The organism is Asaia sp. BMEF1 (assembly GCF_051628905.1).
Classification (GTDB): domain Bacteria; phylum Pseudomonadota; class Alphaproteobacteria; order Acetobacterales; family Acetobacteraceae; genus Asaia.
On sequence record NZ_CP157575.1, the window covers coordinates 2964299 to 2978216 of the forward strand.

Consider the following 13918-nt stretch of genomic DNA (forward strand, 5'->3'; position numbering starts at 1 on the left):
CTATCCCGAAATGTAACGCAAAAATAACGATTCGAACGAGAGAGTCAGGACGCCCTTGCCTCAGTACCTAGACCAGAACGGTCAGGGTCACGCTCGCCTCGGCAGAGCGGATCTGCTCGCCGATCACGAGCCCGGTCACGCCCCCGCGCAGACCCGGCGCTGGCAGATCGAGCCGCAGCGCCTGGCCGAGATCGATGCCGCCCGCGACAGAGCGCGGCAGGGTCAGGCTCCAGAGATGGCGCTCCGCCCCCCAGAGGTCGCCATGGCTATTGGCGGCGTTCTGGGCATCGCCCTCATCGATCAGCGCGGTCGGAATCACCGGCAGATCGCCGGGCTGGCGATAGCGCAGCTTGATGGTGGGCAGATACCAGGCTGCGACACGGTCCTCCTGCAGCACATAGCTCTGCCGCTCGGCCGTGATACGCGGATGCAGCGCATTGCCGCCCTGTTGCACCGTCTGGTTATGCGCATAGCCGATGCGCCACCGGAAAGGCGGTGGCGACAGCCCGCTATCGAGCGCAAGCCCCGACAGGGCCGTGACCTGGTCTGCCGTCAGCACCCGCGAGGGCGTGCCGCCGGGCATTTGCAGACGCAAGGGCGTGAGCGTGCCCTCATGGCTGGGCACGAGCCGGATGCCGAGCCCCGAGAGCCAGGTATTGACGATCTGCCGCCCCGTGACCGCCTGGCTCCCGTCCCAGTACCAGCCCGCCTGGCGCGTATCCTCCCATGATCCGGCAAGCCATTGCGCGGGCATGGTCAGATCCTCGATCAGCATCTGGCGCAGGAGCGGCAGCAGAGTGCGCGGCGCTGCCCCCGAGGGGAAATCGCCCGTGGCATCGACCGTAATCGCATAGACGGGCTTTGTGCCGAGCCGGATGAACAACCCGCCCGAACTGCTCTGCATCTGCCAGGTGCCCGGTGCGGGGGGTGACGCATAGAGATCGCCCACGGCTCCGCCATAGGCGATGCCACCGGCAAACCCGCCCTCGTAGAGCGTCGCCACAGAGCCCGGCCCGTCGCTGATCTGGTAAACGAGATTGACGGCATCGATCAGCACCGGGGTCAGATTGAGCGCCGTGCCACGCAGGCGCGGCATCGAGCGGCCCTTGAGGTTGGCATCCGCGCCAAAGCGCCCCGAACCGGTGTAGGAGCCGACCGGCATGATGACCTCATCGAGCCAGCCGGAGACCTCACGCAGCGCGATCTGCACGTTCAGCCGGGCGGGTTGCCACGAACTGCCCAGCCCGGTGAATAGGGGCACAAGCGCCGCGCTCGCCGGGTCGAGATCCATCTGACGCACCGTATCGCGGGATTTGAAACCGGCCCGGATACGCACCGGCATCCGGTCGATCACGCGATCGCGGATCAGCACATCGAAACGCCCATCGGGATTGGCGAGGGTGATGGCCCCCCAGCTTTCGCGCACGGAGGGCGAGGCTGGCGACAGATCGAGCCTGCGATCGATCGCAAAGGCATCGGCCAGCAAGGGCGGATAGGGCCGACCGGCCTCATCGACATACCTCGCATCCGACAGGCGCAGCGTGTCGATCACGCTGCTGCGAAACGGCAGGAGCGTGATCGTGCCCGCCGCCGCAGTGCCCAGACCACGGACGAATTCGACATCGAGCGGGCGCTCGGCATCGATCTCGACCGCATGGAACAGAACGCCGCTCATGCTGCCCTGCCTTGCGCCTGATGGCGCTGCTCGGCGAGCTGCTTGTTCATAAGCTCACGCAGCTCGTTGAGCGATGCGACCAGTGTTCGGGTGCTGTCCGTCTCAATGGCTTTCATAGCCGATGCGGTGAGGACTTCCGGCTTGGAGTTGCCGACCGTGAGCAGCATCTGCTGGATACGCGTGTAGTCGGCCGCGTAATCCTGCCCTGAGCCGTTATAGCTCATGCTCTGCGTGAGCAGGGCCTCCGCCGCGCTGCGCATGGATTGCAGCGCCTCATAATCGCCTTGCCCGGCCTTGTTCGCGAGCGTGTTGAAATTATCGTTTGCGGCTCGGTACTGCGCCTCTGCCGAGAGCGGCGAGTAGCTGGATGTGCTGAGCCCCTTCGCGAAATCGAGCAGGTTACTGACGACGGACGCTGCCGAATTCGAGGCCTGGTCGCGTTCCTGCTTCGCCGTTTCAACCGCCTTGTCGGCATATTGCTTCTGGATGGCCAGACGCTCTGCCGCGAGCGTCCGATCGAGATCCGTCGCCTGCTGCAGATAGGTCTTATTCCCGGCATAGGCGTCGCCAAGAAAGCCCTTCCAGGACTCCGCCAGCTGGCGCCTTTGCTGCGTGGCCGAGAGATCGAAATCCATCAGATCGGCGCCCTGCTGATTGCCCTGCGCCGCCAGGAGCCGGGCTTTCACCGACTGCCCGCTTTCAGTCAGGCTGCGCATGTTCTGATCGTAGCCTTCCCGATAGAGCGCGCTGAACTTGTCTGTAAGCGCGTTGCCGTCAAGCCCGTAGGCACCGGCCTGGCTGGCCGCGTCGGCATAGGTTTTTTTCAGCGCCTCCATCTGTTCCACCCAGCTCTGCTGACCGTTGACCGTGGCCTTCATGAGATTGGGCATGGTGTTGCTGACAAACTCGGTGATGGTGGCAACCTGCGATTGCAGATCGCTGGTCGAGACCGTCTTGCCGTTGAGCATATGATCGAGCGCCGTGCGCAGATCGCCCGTGGCCTCGGTAAAGCCCGAGACCGTGACGGTGCCGTCACTATTGAACTTCGAGACGGCAACGTGCAGCGCATCCACCGTGTCGGCCATGGCTTTGAGCTGCGTGACCGCGCTCTGGAACGAGGCCACGCTATCGAAGCTCGCTGGCATTCCCTGCGAGAGCGCCTGGGTGAAGGTGGCATTGCCGTCGCTGCGCAGCTTTACGCCGCCGAGCAGATCCTTGAGGCTGACGGAACGCTGATCGGGGTCTTTATTGTTCGGATCGTCGCGCACCGTGCCGAGATAGGCATTTTCGGCCTTCAGCCCGAGGCTCGACATCATGGTGTTGAGGCTGGCCAGCTCCGATTTGAGCTGGGCGGTGATGGTGTCTGTCTGCTTCTGATTCCAGCTCTGCCCCATCTTGAACTCATCGCCCTCGAGCAGCACCTGGTCGATCGTGTAGGGGTTTTTCTTGTGGCCGAAGAGCCCGCCCAGCAGGCCACCGGCACCGCCGCCGATCAGACCGCCGAGAAGTGTGCCGATACCAGGGATGATCGAGCCCAGCCCGGCGCCGAGAAGAGCGCCGCCGCCTGCGCCGAGCAGGCCATAGGTGCCGCCGCCGATATTGCCGAGCGCAGAGCCCAGTCCGAACCCGCCACCGGCGCCACCCAGCATATTGCCCACCGTCGCGGTGCCGAAAAGCTTCGTGCCCATCGCACTCGACAGCCAGCTGCTCGAGCTGGCTACGTTGCTTGTCGCTGTGCCAGCGCCGGGAATGGACACGCTGCCCGCCTTGCCTGCAGCGCCACCGACCGACCCGCCCGAGGCGAGGGCGTCGGAGAGGCTCGAGAACGTTTCCCGTCCCTTGCCGTCTAGGGCATTCATGGCCGGATTCATGAGGCCAAGCTTTGCGACGAGCCCCACGATTTGCGTCTGTAGCCCAGAGAGGATCGAGCCGAAGCTCATAGCCCCCTTGCCGCCCTGCACGAAAGCCTGCGTCACGCTGTTCGTCATGGTGCTGAAAATGCTCTCCATGCTGCCGGTCAGTTCATCCATGGCCGATTTCTGATGCTGGTAGGCATTCGTCGCGGTCTGGATGGCCGCCACGTTGTCGAGATAGGCCCGGTTTGTTTCCGAATTGACGTTGCCCCCCTCTTTCAGAATGCGGTTGCGCTCTTTCAGCACCGCGATCTGCACCGAGACCGCATCGCTGTTCTGCCCGATCGCCGCCGTCTGGGCCTGGATGACTTCCAGATCCAGCGACTGGCCGTAGAGCTTGCCTGCATCGGCCATATCGACCTGCGAGGCCGTGGCCGCTTTCATGGAGCCGGTCAGGATCTCGAGCTGGCGCGCCTGCTCGGCTGTGCCGCCAATCGAGGTGGCCCGCACTTTCTCGGCGGCTTCCATGGCCTGCTGATACTGCGTCAGTGAGCCCTTGGACGCATCATAGCCAGAAAGCAGATCCTGCTCGGCCTGCGTGCGCTCATTGATGGCCGCGACCGACTGGTTGAACTGGTTCGTCAGGATCGCCTGCTGTCTGGTCTCGGCATCAGCCAGCTGGGCGGCCGTGGCGTGTTCCTGCCCCATGCGCCTGGCAGCTTCCTCGACCTGCTGGCTGACCTGGACCATCGAGGCTTCCGCCGCCGAATAGGTTCTGGCGCTTTCAGCCGCGAGGGTCTGTTGATGGGCAAGAGTCTGTAACGGGTCGCGCAGCTCGTTGATGGCGCCACGCTGCGCGTTGACTTTGTCGGTCAGCACGCCGGTCTGTGCTGCATACTCGGCATCGGACACCTTGCCCGCGATGTGCAGCTCGTTGAGCGACTTCTGCGCCGTGGTCAGGGCCGTAATGGCTTCTTGACGCTCACGGATCTGGGCGGCGATACTGCCATCATTGCCGCGCAGCTGGTCATCGACCCGGCTCTGACGCGAGGCGGTGGCCTGCGCGCCATAGACCTCGCCCCCGGTCGCCTTTTGCGCGTAGTTCATGACGCTTTCGGGCGGTCTGGCGATCTTGCCCGAGAGATACTGATCGACGTTGCCTTCACCCCAGTTATAGGCCATGGCGACGAGCGCCTGATTGCCGTCATACTTGGCGTAAAGCCGCGTGAGCAGCTGCACGCCTGCCGTGACGTTGCCGGTGGTCGTGCGCAGATCGTTGCCGTTGGCATTGCCCGGCATGATTTGCATGGCACCCAGCGCACCCGCCGAAGACTGCACCACGCGGCCCTGCGTGTCGTACTGGCCCGTTGCGCTCTCGATCGGCTGGATGCGATGGGTGAGCGCGATCACATCGTTATTCGCGCCCAGACTTGCCCCCACGCTGTCGATGGTCTTGCCCACCCCGGCCACATCGGACGCGGCCACCTCGCGGCGCTGGAAATAGTCATGGACGGCAGGGATCTTGTCGATCTGCGCAAACTGCCATGCGCGGATCTCTTTGGTTTTATCCAGGAAGGCTTGCAGAAGCTGCGTTGCCTTGAGGGCGGCGCCTGACACGCCTTCGCCTAGCCAGTTCACGAACTGCCCCAAAGGGGCGAAGCCCTCATGAAGCGAAACGTTTACCTCATGGAGCGCCCGGTGAAGAGGCGTCACGCCCTGATCGGCGGCATTGGCCGTGGCCGTGCCGATTTGCCCCATGAGCAGGTTCCAGGCCCCCAGACGATCGCCGCTGGTCTGCATATCGCGGATCTGCTGCACCAGCCCCTCATGGACGCCGAGCAGCCCCTTCTGGGCGAAATCTTCTGCGGCTTTGGCAGGATCTGCAAAGGCGGCTGTCATTTCTTTTGCCGCGTCTGGCACATCCTTGCCCAGGACCGTTGCGAGGTTGCGGGCGGTCGTGGCGAGCGCATCGAGATTGCCGCCACTGACCGAGGGCACGGCCGCAAAGGTCGAGGTGACCGAGCGGCTGTCATCGAGAGACAGGCCGCTCTTGCCTGAGATACGGCGTGCGGCATCCTCTGCAGCGCCCGCCATGGCCGCGTAATCGCTGCGGGTTGCGCGCAGGGTCTGGCCGAGGGCCGCGAGATGGCTTTCTTCGGTTTCGGCCGCGCTGCCCATTTTGTAGATGGCCACACCGGCTGCGACAGCGAGAGCCGCCAGCCCCACCGGCCCCGTGAGTAATCCACCGACGATCTGCACGGCCTTACCGAAGCCGCCCATGACCGTGACCATGTTCGGCACCTGGTAAAACGCGGCCTTCATCGCGCCACCACCGGCAAGCACCTGATCGGCAAATTTATGCGCCTCGCCAGCCAGAATGCCGATCTGGTAGCTCGACAACTTTGCAACCGCCGTGCCTTCCGCAAGGGCTGCGTTGTGCAGCTTGCTGGCACCCGTAGCCGCGTCAAATTTCTCCTTCTGTGCTGCCGCCGATTTCGCGATACCGGCCAGAGACCCGGCATATTGCTCCTGCGTGATCTCACCCGCGGCGAGGGCTTTTTGCAGCGCCTCGATATTGGCTGAGCGCTGTCGGATCTCGCTGCCAAGTCTGGACGATGCACGCGTGGTTTCATCGAACTGCCGGGCCACCGAAGCGCCGGTACGGCCCACTCTGGTCAATCTGGTATCGACCACCTCTGCCGCATCGCCGATCTTGAGCAGGGAGGCCGCATCCTCCTGCGCCTTGGCGAGATTGCTTTCGAAGGCGATGTATAGCTCGGAAATGGTGGTGGTCATCGCAAGGCTCCATGCGTGCGGCATCAGCCCCTGTGTTTTGCAAACACAGATGAGCCCAAGTATTGCCGTGATCTGGTAGGAAGGTCTGCGCACGCCCCGAAGCGACAAATTCTGCGCGGCGAGAAAAGGAGCAGGACCATGATTCGAAAACTGACGGGAGCAGCAATGGCTCTGGCAGCAATAACCGCTATCGCACCTGCGCGCGCAGAGACCGGGGATTCACTCTCGATCCCCCTTTCCACGTCGACCGACATCCAGCGTCAGACCGTTGCGTATACCTGCAAGGCAAAAAAAGGAGCGAGCTCAGCCAAACTGCGCGCTGTCCTGCCCGAAAAGATCGTCAAGGTAAGCTATATCAATGCGGGTGATATCAGCCTTGCAGTGCTTCGGATCGACGGGAAAACGCAGATTTTCACCAACGTGATTGCAGCGAGCGGCGCCAAATATGCCGCAGCTGAATATGTCTGGTGGAGCAAAGGCGATGACGCGATGTTCTCGAGCGAAATGGATGCCAGCGCCATGCTGACCTGTCACGAAATCAAGGGCTGATTATTCCCGTCTCCGCTCTCATGAGCGAGCGGTGATTTCCAGCGCCGGATAAGTCATGGCAGCGCCCGCCCGCGTTCTGCGCTCGCCCGAAGCGCCGCGCAGGATGTAGGGGGCCGAAGCCGCGACACCGCTGCCCAGGCGGATGAAAATCTTGCCGAAACTGAGCGTTGGAAAACGCCGCATGAGGTTCTGACGCACGCGTTCGAGCTGATTGCGCCTGATGCGCGGCTCGAGTGCCCCGGTTTCAATCTTGCGGGCATAGGGCATCGGATTGACGATCAGGATCGTCGCCCCGGCTGGCAGTTCCTTGAGCGGCTGTTTCCACGGCCTGTCGTCGCAAAGCAGCACCCAGGCATCGCGAAAGCGCCCGCTACGCACGGGCGAGGTCGATCGACACAGATCGAGGGCCGCTTGCGCCGCTTCGCCTGTGAGGTTGAAACGATAGAGAATGGCCCCGTCGAGCCGCACGCTGGATTCGGGCGCGTCGGCCTTGCCATCCACATAGCGCCGCCAGCTGGGCGGGGCCTCGCCGCGTGCAATGAGATCCTCGCGCGCAGCGATCGCCCTGCGGGCCAATTCGGCGCGCAGGGCTTCGGGAGAGAGGTTCCGGTCAACGAAAAGCCGAAGCGACCGGCTGAAGGTTGCAGCACGGGCCATGGTTTACCCCCTCATGAACTGGGCAATGTCTTCCGTGATCTTGCGATTGCGATGCGCGATGAAAACGGCATCCATGGCGCGGATCCCGGCCTCGACCCATGGGCGGTCGTTTTCCGAAACGGCGTTGACCTCGCACCAATGCGCCAGGGCCTGCCAGCTGATGCCGCCCGGTCTGGATACACCACGGATCTTGCCCATGGCGGCGCCGAGCGTCTCGCCGATCCAGCAGCGATCGTGCTGCAGATCGTGCCAGCCGCGCCATGGACGATCGAGCCATGGCGGCAGCTCCGGCTTGCTGGCCAGCAGGAATTCACGGTGCGCCGGAAGCTCGTCAGGCCCTGTAAACTGGCCGAATTCAAGCTCCCAGGCCAGCGCCTCGGTCAGTTTCCCACCGCGTCCCGATGGGCTTGCGCCTGCTCGTCACCGACACGCGACGCCGCCGAGATGGCGAGCGCGATCAGCATCGGATGCTCACCGCTTGCGAGCAGCTTGCGGAACGCGTCGACCGTAATTGCCGACCCGTCATTGTTCTGCAGGCCATCCACATCGATCACGCAATGCTCGGCGATCGCCTGACCCTGCAAACGGTCATCCTCGCTCGGGGGCAGGGTTTCGGCTGTGTATCGTGTGGCACCCGGTTGCAGCGAGCGGTTGAGACGGCTGGCCGCTTCAGACTTGAGCGTAAAGAGGGCATCGCGGTAACGTGGTGTGAAGCCGCGTGTCGTGATGAGAAACGTGTCGCCGTCCGGGCCGACCTCGATCGTTTCGCCCTCCTGAACACGGGCAGCATCACGGGAAAAGGCAGAGAGTTTTGCCATTGTGGTGTCTTTCTTCTGTTTGGGTCGATGGGAAGCCTGCGCCCTCTGCGGGGCGCGGGGATCAGGCCGGGAAGATGCTGAGCGAGAAGGTGCCGCCGCCCGGTTGCGGGTTGCCCTCGATGTCGAAGGTCGCAATGATCGTGCTGTTCTTGGACGTGGCATTGACCTGCGGATTCTGCAGGGTCGATGAGAAGAAGGTCAGGCCGTAGATGTTGCCCTTGATATCCTTGAGCAGCACCTGCACCGGCCCCTGCCAGTTGTCCTGAAACCGCTGGTATTCCGTGCTGTTGCGGAAAAAGATCTGGATCTGGCCCGTTGCCGTGAGACTGCCGGGCCGCTGCCCCACCGCCGCCACGCTGCCGAGGGCGAAATCCTGACCGGCCCCGTCACGCGTGAGCGTGGCCGAGAACTGGCGCACCGGGGCGTCGACCTTCTTGCCGTCGATCCAGATCGCGCCCCATCCGTTGACGGGATCGAGCACGAAACTATCGGTCGGGGCGAGCAGATCCGTCGCGGGCGAAGTGGTCAGTCTCTGCTCGTCGCGAAAGTCGAAATCGGCCGAGAAGGTGGCGAACTGGCCCTGAGAGATCGAGAGCTGGATCTGTTTGACGAAACCGCCCGTACGCACGAGGACCTCATCGCCGAGCTGCTCGATGAGCGTGATGCTGTTGAAAATCGCATCGTTCGTGATCACGCTCGCCGCAGCCGTTCCGCCGTCGGTGGTATTGTCTGGCAAGGTCGGAAAGACGTCGTATGGCACGACGATATAATCGGGGGCCAAAGCTGCCCTATAGGGAACGACCTTGTTCAGCTTGCCCGCACTCGCCCAAAGGCGGAGGAACCCGGCAGACGGAAGATTTCCCCAGATATAATTGTGCGGGGTGGCAACCGTCATTCCACCCGGATTCCACGCCGGACGTTCGAACGTAAACGGCATATCCTTGGGGACATTCACCGTCTTGTCGACCGTGTTGCCGGAACAGACGCAGGCGAACAGCGCATCATAGCTGCCGAAGGAGAGCGCGCCCGAAAGCGTGCCCCCCACGGTCTGCTGCGTTGTGACGGCCTGGGAGGCCTCCCAGTGCGGGTCGATTTCCTCGGGGCGCTGCCGGTTGTTCTGACGCCGGAAATTCTCGCCGGTCAGGCGCAGGCGCTGATAGGCGATTTTCGGCGCCACGCCGTAAGTCGCCTCGCGGGCATAGGCGAGCCTTGTGTCATTGGCCTGCACGCCGGCCTGATAACCGGCAGTGGCTCCAGTGAAATTCATATCACGCTCCCTTCGCGGCAGAGCTGGTGCCCGAGCTGGAGACCGAGCCCCCCGAGGTGACGGCACCACCCGAACTCGCAGATCCGCCCGAGCTGACGCTGCCGCCGGATGTTTGCGCCCCGGATGAGGACACGCTGCCGGGGTTTGACGGAGCGGGATTGGCTTCGACCGGCTTAGCGTCGGTCGCAGCCTCGAGCTGGGGCGTGAGTGCCACGCGGCGCCCATAAAAGAGCTGCAGCGCGTAGGCCGTCATCGCCGCATCGCTGGTCTCGCTCACCAGGATCTGCTTTTCGGTGGCGAAAAGCCCCGCATCGTCGGCCTGCTCGATGAGCAGCTCATAAGCCTGGCCCTGTTCGGCGCCCGCAGGTGCGACCGGGGCGGGCATCCCGCTCATGGCCCGATAAGGGGCGACAGCTACACGAAGCCCGGCCGCAACCGTCTTCGCGGTCCTGGTCAGGGCGACTGAGGTGCCGGGCGCGTCGAGGGCAGCACCGGACAGCTCGAAAAGACCGCTGCCAGCAGCGGTCTCCGCAAGAGAGAAGAATTTCATCTTGTGCCTTTCAGGGGGAGGAGATGGCGGCGGTGGTCCGCTCACGAGTGCGGGTCGTCGCCACCATGTTGCGCGTATGAAAAAAGCCGCCCGTATGGGGCGGCTTTGCAGAGAACTGATAGTCGATCCCGGCTGAGATCAGAGACGATGACGTCTCCCTTTTATGCCGGCGATCGATCTGGCTATCACATAGGCGACAGCACATCCCCCGAGGGCAGCCAGAATCGACGTGTAGGCCGCACTCTCAGCGATAAAAGAAAAGCGCGGCGGTGCATGGGCTATTACCAATGAGAATTGAGCAGCAAGGAGTGCAGCAATGAAGATGCGCGGACCGGCGTCCATCGTTTTTTCCTCCATAAACTCACGGAAGTAGAAAGCTAGAGGGCCGCGTATATCAAGACAAACTATTTCAATCTAATTCGCGAATTATTCGGTCCTGATAGCGGTAACGGATCATCAGGCTCATGCTGACCCAGTTGCCGGTGGTGTCGGGATCGGGCGGAAAGAGGCTTTGCCCATCGTAATAGAGGCCCACGGGCCAAGGCAGCGCGTCGGCCTGCTGCGCCCGGAACAGGACGCTCATGGCCGTGCAGTGGGTCAGGGCATCGGGTGTCGAGATCCTGCCCACACGCATGGTCAGATGCAGAGCGATCTCGCCTTCCTCCTCCATGTCGATTTCACCCAGACCGAGCCGGTCAGACCGGCTGGTCTGGGCTTCCATGCACCAGTGGAGCGGCGGGCGGTCCCCTGGTGGCTGCATCAGCACATCGACCAGCGGGACGCCCTGCTTCTCCGCTGCAAGCGAAGCGCGGGCATAGGCGTCATTCCAGACAATTGCGGACAGCATTACGAGCCTCCCGAAGCGATAAGGGTCCAACCGCAAAGCGTGACCCGGTCATGAACCGGGCTCGCATCGGTCAGGGTGTAGGTTTTCGGCCCGTCACGCAGTTCGTCCCTGGCGCGGGGCGTGTAACCGCTGCGTGTCGTCTCGTCGGCGGTGATCTGGACGATGAACGGGGCCTTGCCTGCGCCCTCGGCCAGCTGCGCCGCCTGCGGGGGCGGTGCATAGCCGGTGACGGTCAGGCTCTCTGAGAGATCGGCCCGGCTCAGCACCATGGATCGACCAGCCCGCAGGATCTGCCGCCTGCGTCGGCTTGCGCCCACGCTCACGAAAGACCCGCCTGCGCATAGCGGGCAAGAATGGCTGCGGCATCGGGTGGCAGACCACCCAGGCTTGAATCAGGCGTGGCCCAGCTGCTCGCCCCCACACCTTGCTCGCTTTCCGAACGCAGGAGCGGATCGCCGCGCTGCGCCGTGTAGAACAGGGCACGGGCCGCCGAGAGCGTGGCAGCGCGGATATCGGCGGGCACGGTGGAGGAGAGATCGTTGCCGTGACTGTCTTTCATACCCGGCACGATCCAGCCGCCCCTATAGGTCACGCAGTAGCGCCCCGGCCACCACCAGGCGCCCTGCAGGGGCGACGGGTAGAGCAGCCCGGATGATGCGCCGGATTCCCAGTCATCCGGCCCTGGGTCGAGGGTAGACCCGTCCTGCGTCACGCCGCCGATCGCGATCAGCGGCGTGACGGCCAGGGCGAGAGAAAGCCTGCGCTCGCCATCCCCGACGCGCACGGTCTGGCGATACAGACCCGCCAGGACCGGGCGACCCAGCATGGACTGAACGAGCGCCGTGGCCTGGGCCAGATACTCGCTCAGCGCCTTCGCGATATGATCGGGAGGCAGGGATGAACTCGCTGCCTTTTGTATTACGTGACGACAAGCGCTGCGCGGTAGAGCGTTTTGCAACCCATGCCGAGGCAGAACAAGCTGCGTCCTTGCGATGCCGGGGCCTGCGTGTCTCAGATTCGCTCGACCCGCGCCTTCTGGAGCTTATGCCGTCTCGCCTGAAAGCCTGGCGCAAATTTGTCGAGCCCATTCCGGTCGAGCTGGTCGAGTTCTGGATCTCTAAAGAGCCGAGATATTGCCTGCTCGCCGAATTCGCCTGCACGTCTGGGCAATGGCATTGCCTGTGGCAGAGCGGCGATATCGAGGCCTATGCGCAGCAAGGTATCCGCCACCGCGTCTTGCTCCTGGGGCGGAACCAGGCGGAGAAGATCCGCTGCGCTCATCCTCTCATAGATATTAGCCTCAATGACCAGATGACGCGCCTGCGCTTTTCAAGGCCGGGAGAGGCGCGGGCGAAGTTTTCGCGGATGGAAGGTGACGGCAATGGCTGACTATATGCCCGACCTGTTAGATGCCGAGCGTGCGGCGCAGCGGCTCTGCATATCAATATCCAGCTTGCGTCGAATTCCCCAGGATGAGCTGCCGTCCATCGTGTTGCTGAAAACGCATCGTGTATGGGCAGTTCGCGATCTGGCTGCTTATGTGGAACGCCGCGCAGGATGCCCGCTCTCGTCAGCCGCTGTCGATGATCGGGATCGGGAGTGCCAAAACTTACAATCCGATATCTGAAAATATATGCAGACCGGCACGGTAAAAAGAGGGTCTATCTACGCAAGCCCGGCTGCAAGCCGATAAAACTGCCAGATCTCGACAGCCCGGAATTTCTGGCGGCTTATGGCGTGGCACTTGCTGAGACAGTAGCGCCTAAGCGTGAGCGCCATCCGGGGCGAACGGTCGATAATCTGATTCTGGACTGGATAGCATCGCGGCATTTCACCGGCTTGCAAACGAGCACGCAAAGCGTCTATCGGCGTCTGCTCAACCGGATGCGAGAGCAAAGCTTTGCAGCCTTGCCGGTTGAAACGATGCAAACCCGTCACGTTCGGGTTATCGTCAATGCGCTCTCTGGCAATGCGCCAACGACAGCGGCGAGAATGCTCCGCCTGATCAATCAGTTCATGGAATTCGCCATTGCGCTTGGCTGGATAGAAATCAATCCCGCAGTGGGAATTAAGCTGGCGCGCCGCAGACCCACTGAAGGGATGCACTTCTGGACGGATGCCAAAATAGAACAATATGACGCATTCTGGCCTTCCGGCACGCCGCAGAGAATGGTCCTTGCGCTGCTGCTTTATACTGGTCAGCGCCGCTCCGACGCAGTGCGGATCGGCCCCGCCGATATACAGGGGAACGTCATTTACCTACGGCAGGTGAAGACACGAACCGAGATGGCTATTCCTATTCATCGGGATCTCGCGAATGAGATCGAACAATGGCATGGGGAGGGGCAAACCTTCCTGACAGGTGCGCGCGGAGCGGCGCTTTCTGTGAACGGCTTTTACAACGTCTTTAAGGATTGGTGTCGCAAAGCAGGGTTGCCGGAGCGGTGCAGCCCTCACGGCTTGCGTAAGGCAGCGGCTCGACGTCTCGCAGAGGCAGGGTGCTTAACCCACGAAATCGCTGCGATCACCGGCCATAGATCTTTGATTGAAATAGGACGCTACACGCGGGCAGCCGCGCAGGCAAAGATGGCAGAATCAGCGTTAGCTAAGCTCTGAAATGGCGTTAACCGACTGGGAAAATGTCTAACCTTTGGTGAAAGCTGTCTAACTTTCGCGCAAAATATTGATTTATATCGTTTATTTTATGATGTGGCGGACCCGAAAGGATTCGAACCTTCGACCTTCGCCTTCGGAGGGCGACGCTCTATCCAGCTGAGCTACGGGTCCCGCTGGTTCGCTTCATAGCCAGAATTGCAGGGGCGCGCCAGTCCCAAAATCTGCATCACCGATATTCCGCCTCAAGGGTTTCCAAAGGGCGACGGCCCTCTGGCGGGGGCAGGGCAGCG

General features: G+C 62.6%; 14 protein-coding genes and 1 tRNA gene. 4 read left to right on the forward strand and 11 right to left on the reverse strand.

Translation table 11 applies throughout. The features are described from left to right. Positions 1-67 precede the first annotated feature (67 nt). Complete coding sequence (locus tag ABHV46_RS13225) at positions 68-1675, reverse strand: hypothetical protein (protein WP_438381833.1); 1608 nt, start codon at positions 1673-1675, stop codon at positions 68-70. Further along, positions 1672-6324 (reverse strand): phage tail length tape measure family protein, encoded by a 4653-nt coding sequence (locus ABHV46_RS13230; protein WP_438381834.1) that lies wholly within the window; start codon positions 6322-6324, stop codon positions 1672-1674. Before ABHV46_RS13230 ends, ABHV46_RS13225 begins: the two co-directional genes overlap by 4 nt. A 138-nt stretch (positions 6325-6462) precedes the next feature. Between ABHV46_RS13230 and ABHV46_RS13235 the strand changes: the two genes are divergently transcribed. Next, a complete protein-coding gene (locus ABHV46_RS13235; protein ID WP_438381835.1) occupies positions 6463-6873 on the forward strand; it encodes an MliC family protein in 411 nt (136 codons plus the stop codon). A gap of 18 nt (positions 6874-6891) precedes the next feature. Here ABHV46_RS13235 and ABHV46_RS13240 read toward each other — a convergent pair whose 3' ends face one another. From ABHV46_RS13240 to ABHV46_RS13275, 8 genes are all read right to left on the reverse strand, one after another. Next, complete coding sequence (locus ABHV46_RS13240; protein WP_438381836.1) at positions 6892-7530, reverse strand: hypothetical protein; 639 nt, start codon at positions 7528-7530, stop codon at positions 6892-6894. A 3-nt stretch (positions 7531-7533) separates the two neighbouring features. Next, positions 7534-7728 (reverse strand): hypothetical protein, encoded by a 195-nt coding sequence (locus ABHV46_RS13245; RefSeq protein WP_438381837.1) that lies wholly within the window; start codon positions 7726-7728, stop codon positions 7534-7536. A gap of 182 nt (positions 7729-7910) precedes the next feature. Beyond that, entirely contained in the window at positions 7911-8348 is a 438-nt protein-coding gene (locus ABHV46_RS13250; RefSeq protein ID WP_438381838.1) for a hypothetical protein, read from the reverse strand. 61 nt (positions 8349-8409) lie between these two features. Beyond that, a complete protein-coding gene (locus ABHV46_RS13255; protein ID WP_438381839.1) occupies positions 8410-9615 on the reverse strand; it encodes a phage tail tube protein in 1206 nt (401 codons plus the stop codon). A 1-nt stretch (position 9616) separates the two neighbouring features. Next, positions 9617-10165: a hypothetical protein gene (locus ABHV46_RS13260; RefSeq protein ID WP_438381840.1), complete on the reverse strand. Its 549-nt coding sequence runs from the start codon at positions 10163-10165 to the stop codon at positions 9617-9619. Positions 10166-10574: 409 nt separating this feature from the next. After that, the gene (locus tag ABHV46_RS13265) at positions 10575-11012 is read right to left on the reverse strand and encodes a hypothetical protein (RefSeq protein ID WP_438381841.1); all 438 of its coding nucleotides are present in this window, start codon (positions 11010-11012) and stop codon (positions 10575-10577) included. Continuing rightward, positions 11012-11335 carry a hypothetical protein gene (locus ABHV46_RS13270; RefSeq protein ID WP_438381842.1) on the reverse strand — a complete coding sequence of 108 codons (324 nt, stop codon included), beginning with the start codon at positions 11333-11335 and terminating at the stop codon, positions 11012-11014. The genes ABHV46_RS13265 and ABHV46_RS13270 overlap by 1 nt, the downstream gene beginning before the upstream one ends. After that, positions 11332-11838, reverse strand: a complete 507-nt coding sequence (locus tag ABHV46_RS13275; RefSeq protein ID WP_438381843.1) for a hypothetical protein — start codon at positions 11836-11838, stop codon at positions 11332-11334. Before ABHV46_RS13275 ends, ABHV46_RS13270 begins: the two co-directional genes overlap by 4 nt. 71 nt (positions 11839-11909) lie before the next feature. Here ABHV46_RS13275 and ABHV46_RS13280 point away from each other — a divergent pair, with 71 nt between their 5' ends. Genes ABHV46_RS13280 through ABHV46_RS13290 form a run of 3 tightly spaced genes read left to right on the forward strand, consistent with a single transcriptional unit; the run spans position 11910 to position 13628 of the window. After that, positions 11910-12401 carry a hypothetical protein gene (locus ABHV46_RS13280; protein WP_438381844.1) on the forward strand — a complete coding sequence of 164 codons (492 nt, stop codon included), beginning with the start codon at positions 11910-11912 and terminating at the stop codon, positions 12399-12401. Continuing rightward, positions 12394-12639, forward strand: a complete 246-nt coding sequence (locus ABHV46_RS13285) for a hypothetical protein (protein ID WP_438381845.1) — start codon at positions 12394-12396, stop codon at positions 12637-12639. The genes ABHV46_RS13280 and ABHV46_RS13285 overlap by 8 nt, the downstream gene beginning before the upstream one ends. Further along, positions 12612-13628: a tyrosine-type recombinase/integrase gene (locus tag ABHV46_RS13290; protein ID WP_438381846.1), complete on the forward strand. Its 1017-nt coding sequence runs from the start codon at positions 12612-12614 to the stop codon at positions 13626-13628. The genes ABHV46_RS13285 and ABHV46_RS13290 overlap by 28 nt, the downstream gene beginning before the upstream one ends. Positions 13629-13722: 94 nt before the next feature. Here the strand turns inward: ABHV46_RS13290 and ABHV46_RS13295 are convergent. Then, positions 13723-13799, reverse strand: a tRNA-Arg gene (locus ABHV46_RS13295). Positions 13800-13918: the final 119 nt, after the last annotated feature.

What these genes read in the sequence shown, in the direction of transcription:
- ABHV46_RS13225 (WP_438381833.1), bottom strand. Translation starts at nt 1,675, where the DNA reads ATGAGCGGCGTTCTGTTCCATGCGGTCGAGATCGATGCCGAGCGCCCG.
- ABHV46_RS13230 (WP_438381834.1), bottom strand. Translation starts at nt 6,324, where the DNA reads ATGACCACCACCATTTCCGAGCTATACATCGCCTTCGAAAGCAATCTC.
- ABHV46_RS13235 (WP_438381835.1), top strand. Translation starts at nt 6,463, where the DNA reads ATGATTCGAAAACTGACGGGAGCAGCAATGGCTCTGGCAGCAATAACC.
- ABHV46_RS13240 (WP_438381836.1), bottom strand. Translation starts at nt 7,530, where the DNA reads ATGGCCCGTGCTGCAACCTTCAGCCGGTCGCTTCGGCTTTTCGTTGAC.
- ABHV46_RS13245 (WP_438381837.1), bottom strand. Translation starts at nt 7,728, where the DNA reads ATGGGCAAGATCCGTGGTGTATCCAGACCGGGCGGCATCAGCTGGCAG.
- ABHV46_RS13250 (WP_438381838.1), bottom strand. Translation starts at nt 8,348, where the DNA reads ATGGCAAAACTCTCTGCCTTTTCCCGTGATGCTGCCCGTGTTCAGGAG.
- ABHV46_RS13255 (WP_438381839.1), bottom strand. Translation starts at nt 9,615, where the DNA reads ATGAATTTCACTGGAGCCACTGCCGGTTATCAGGCCGGCGTGCAGGCC.
- ABHV46_RS13260 (WP_438381840.1), bottom strand. Translation starts at nt 10,165, where the DNA reads ATGAAATTCTTCTCTCTTGCGGAGACCGCTGCTGGCAGCGGTCTTTTC.
- ABHV46_RS13265 (WP_438381841.1), bottom strand. Translation starts at nt 11,012, where the DNA reads ATGCTGTCCGCAATTGTCTGGAATGACGCCTATGCCCGCGCTTCGCTT.
- ABHV46_RS13275 (WP_438381843.1), bottom strand. Translation starts at nt 11,838, where the DNA reads ATGCTGGGTCGCCCGGTCCTGGCGGGTCTGTATCGCCAGACCGTGCGC.
- ABHV46_RS13280 (WP_438381844.1), top strand. Translation starts at nt 11,910, where the DNA reads ATGAACTCGCTGCCTTTTGTATTACGTGACGACAAGCGCTGCGCGGTA.
- ABHV46_RS13285 (WP_438381845.1), top strand. Translation starts at nt 12,394, where the DNA reads ATGGCTGACTATATGCCCGACCTGTTAGATGCCGAGCGTGCGGCGCAG.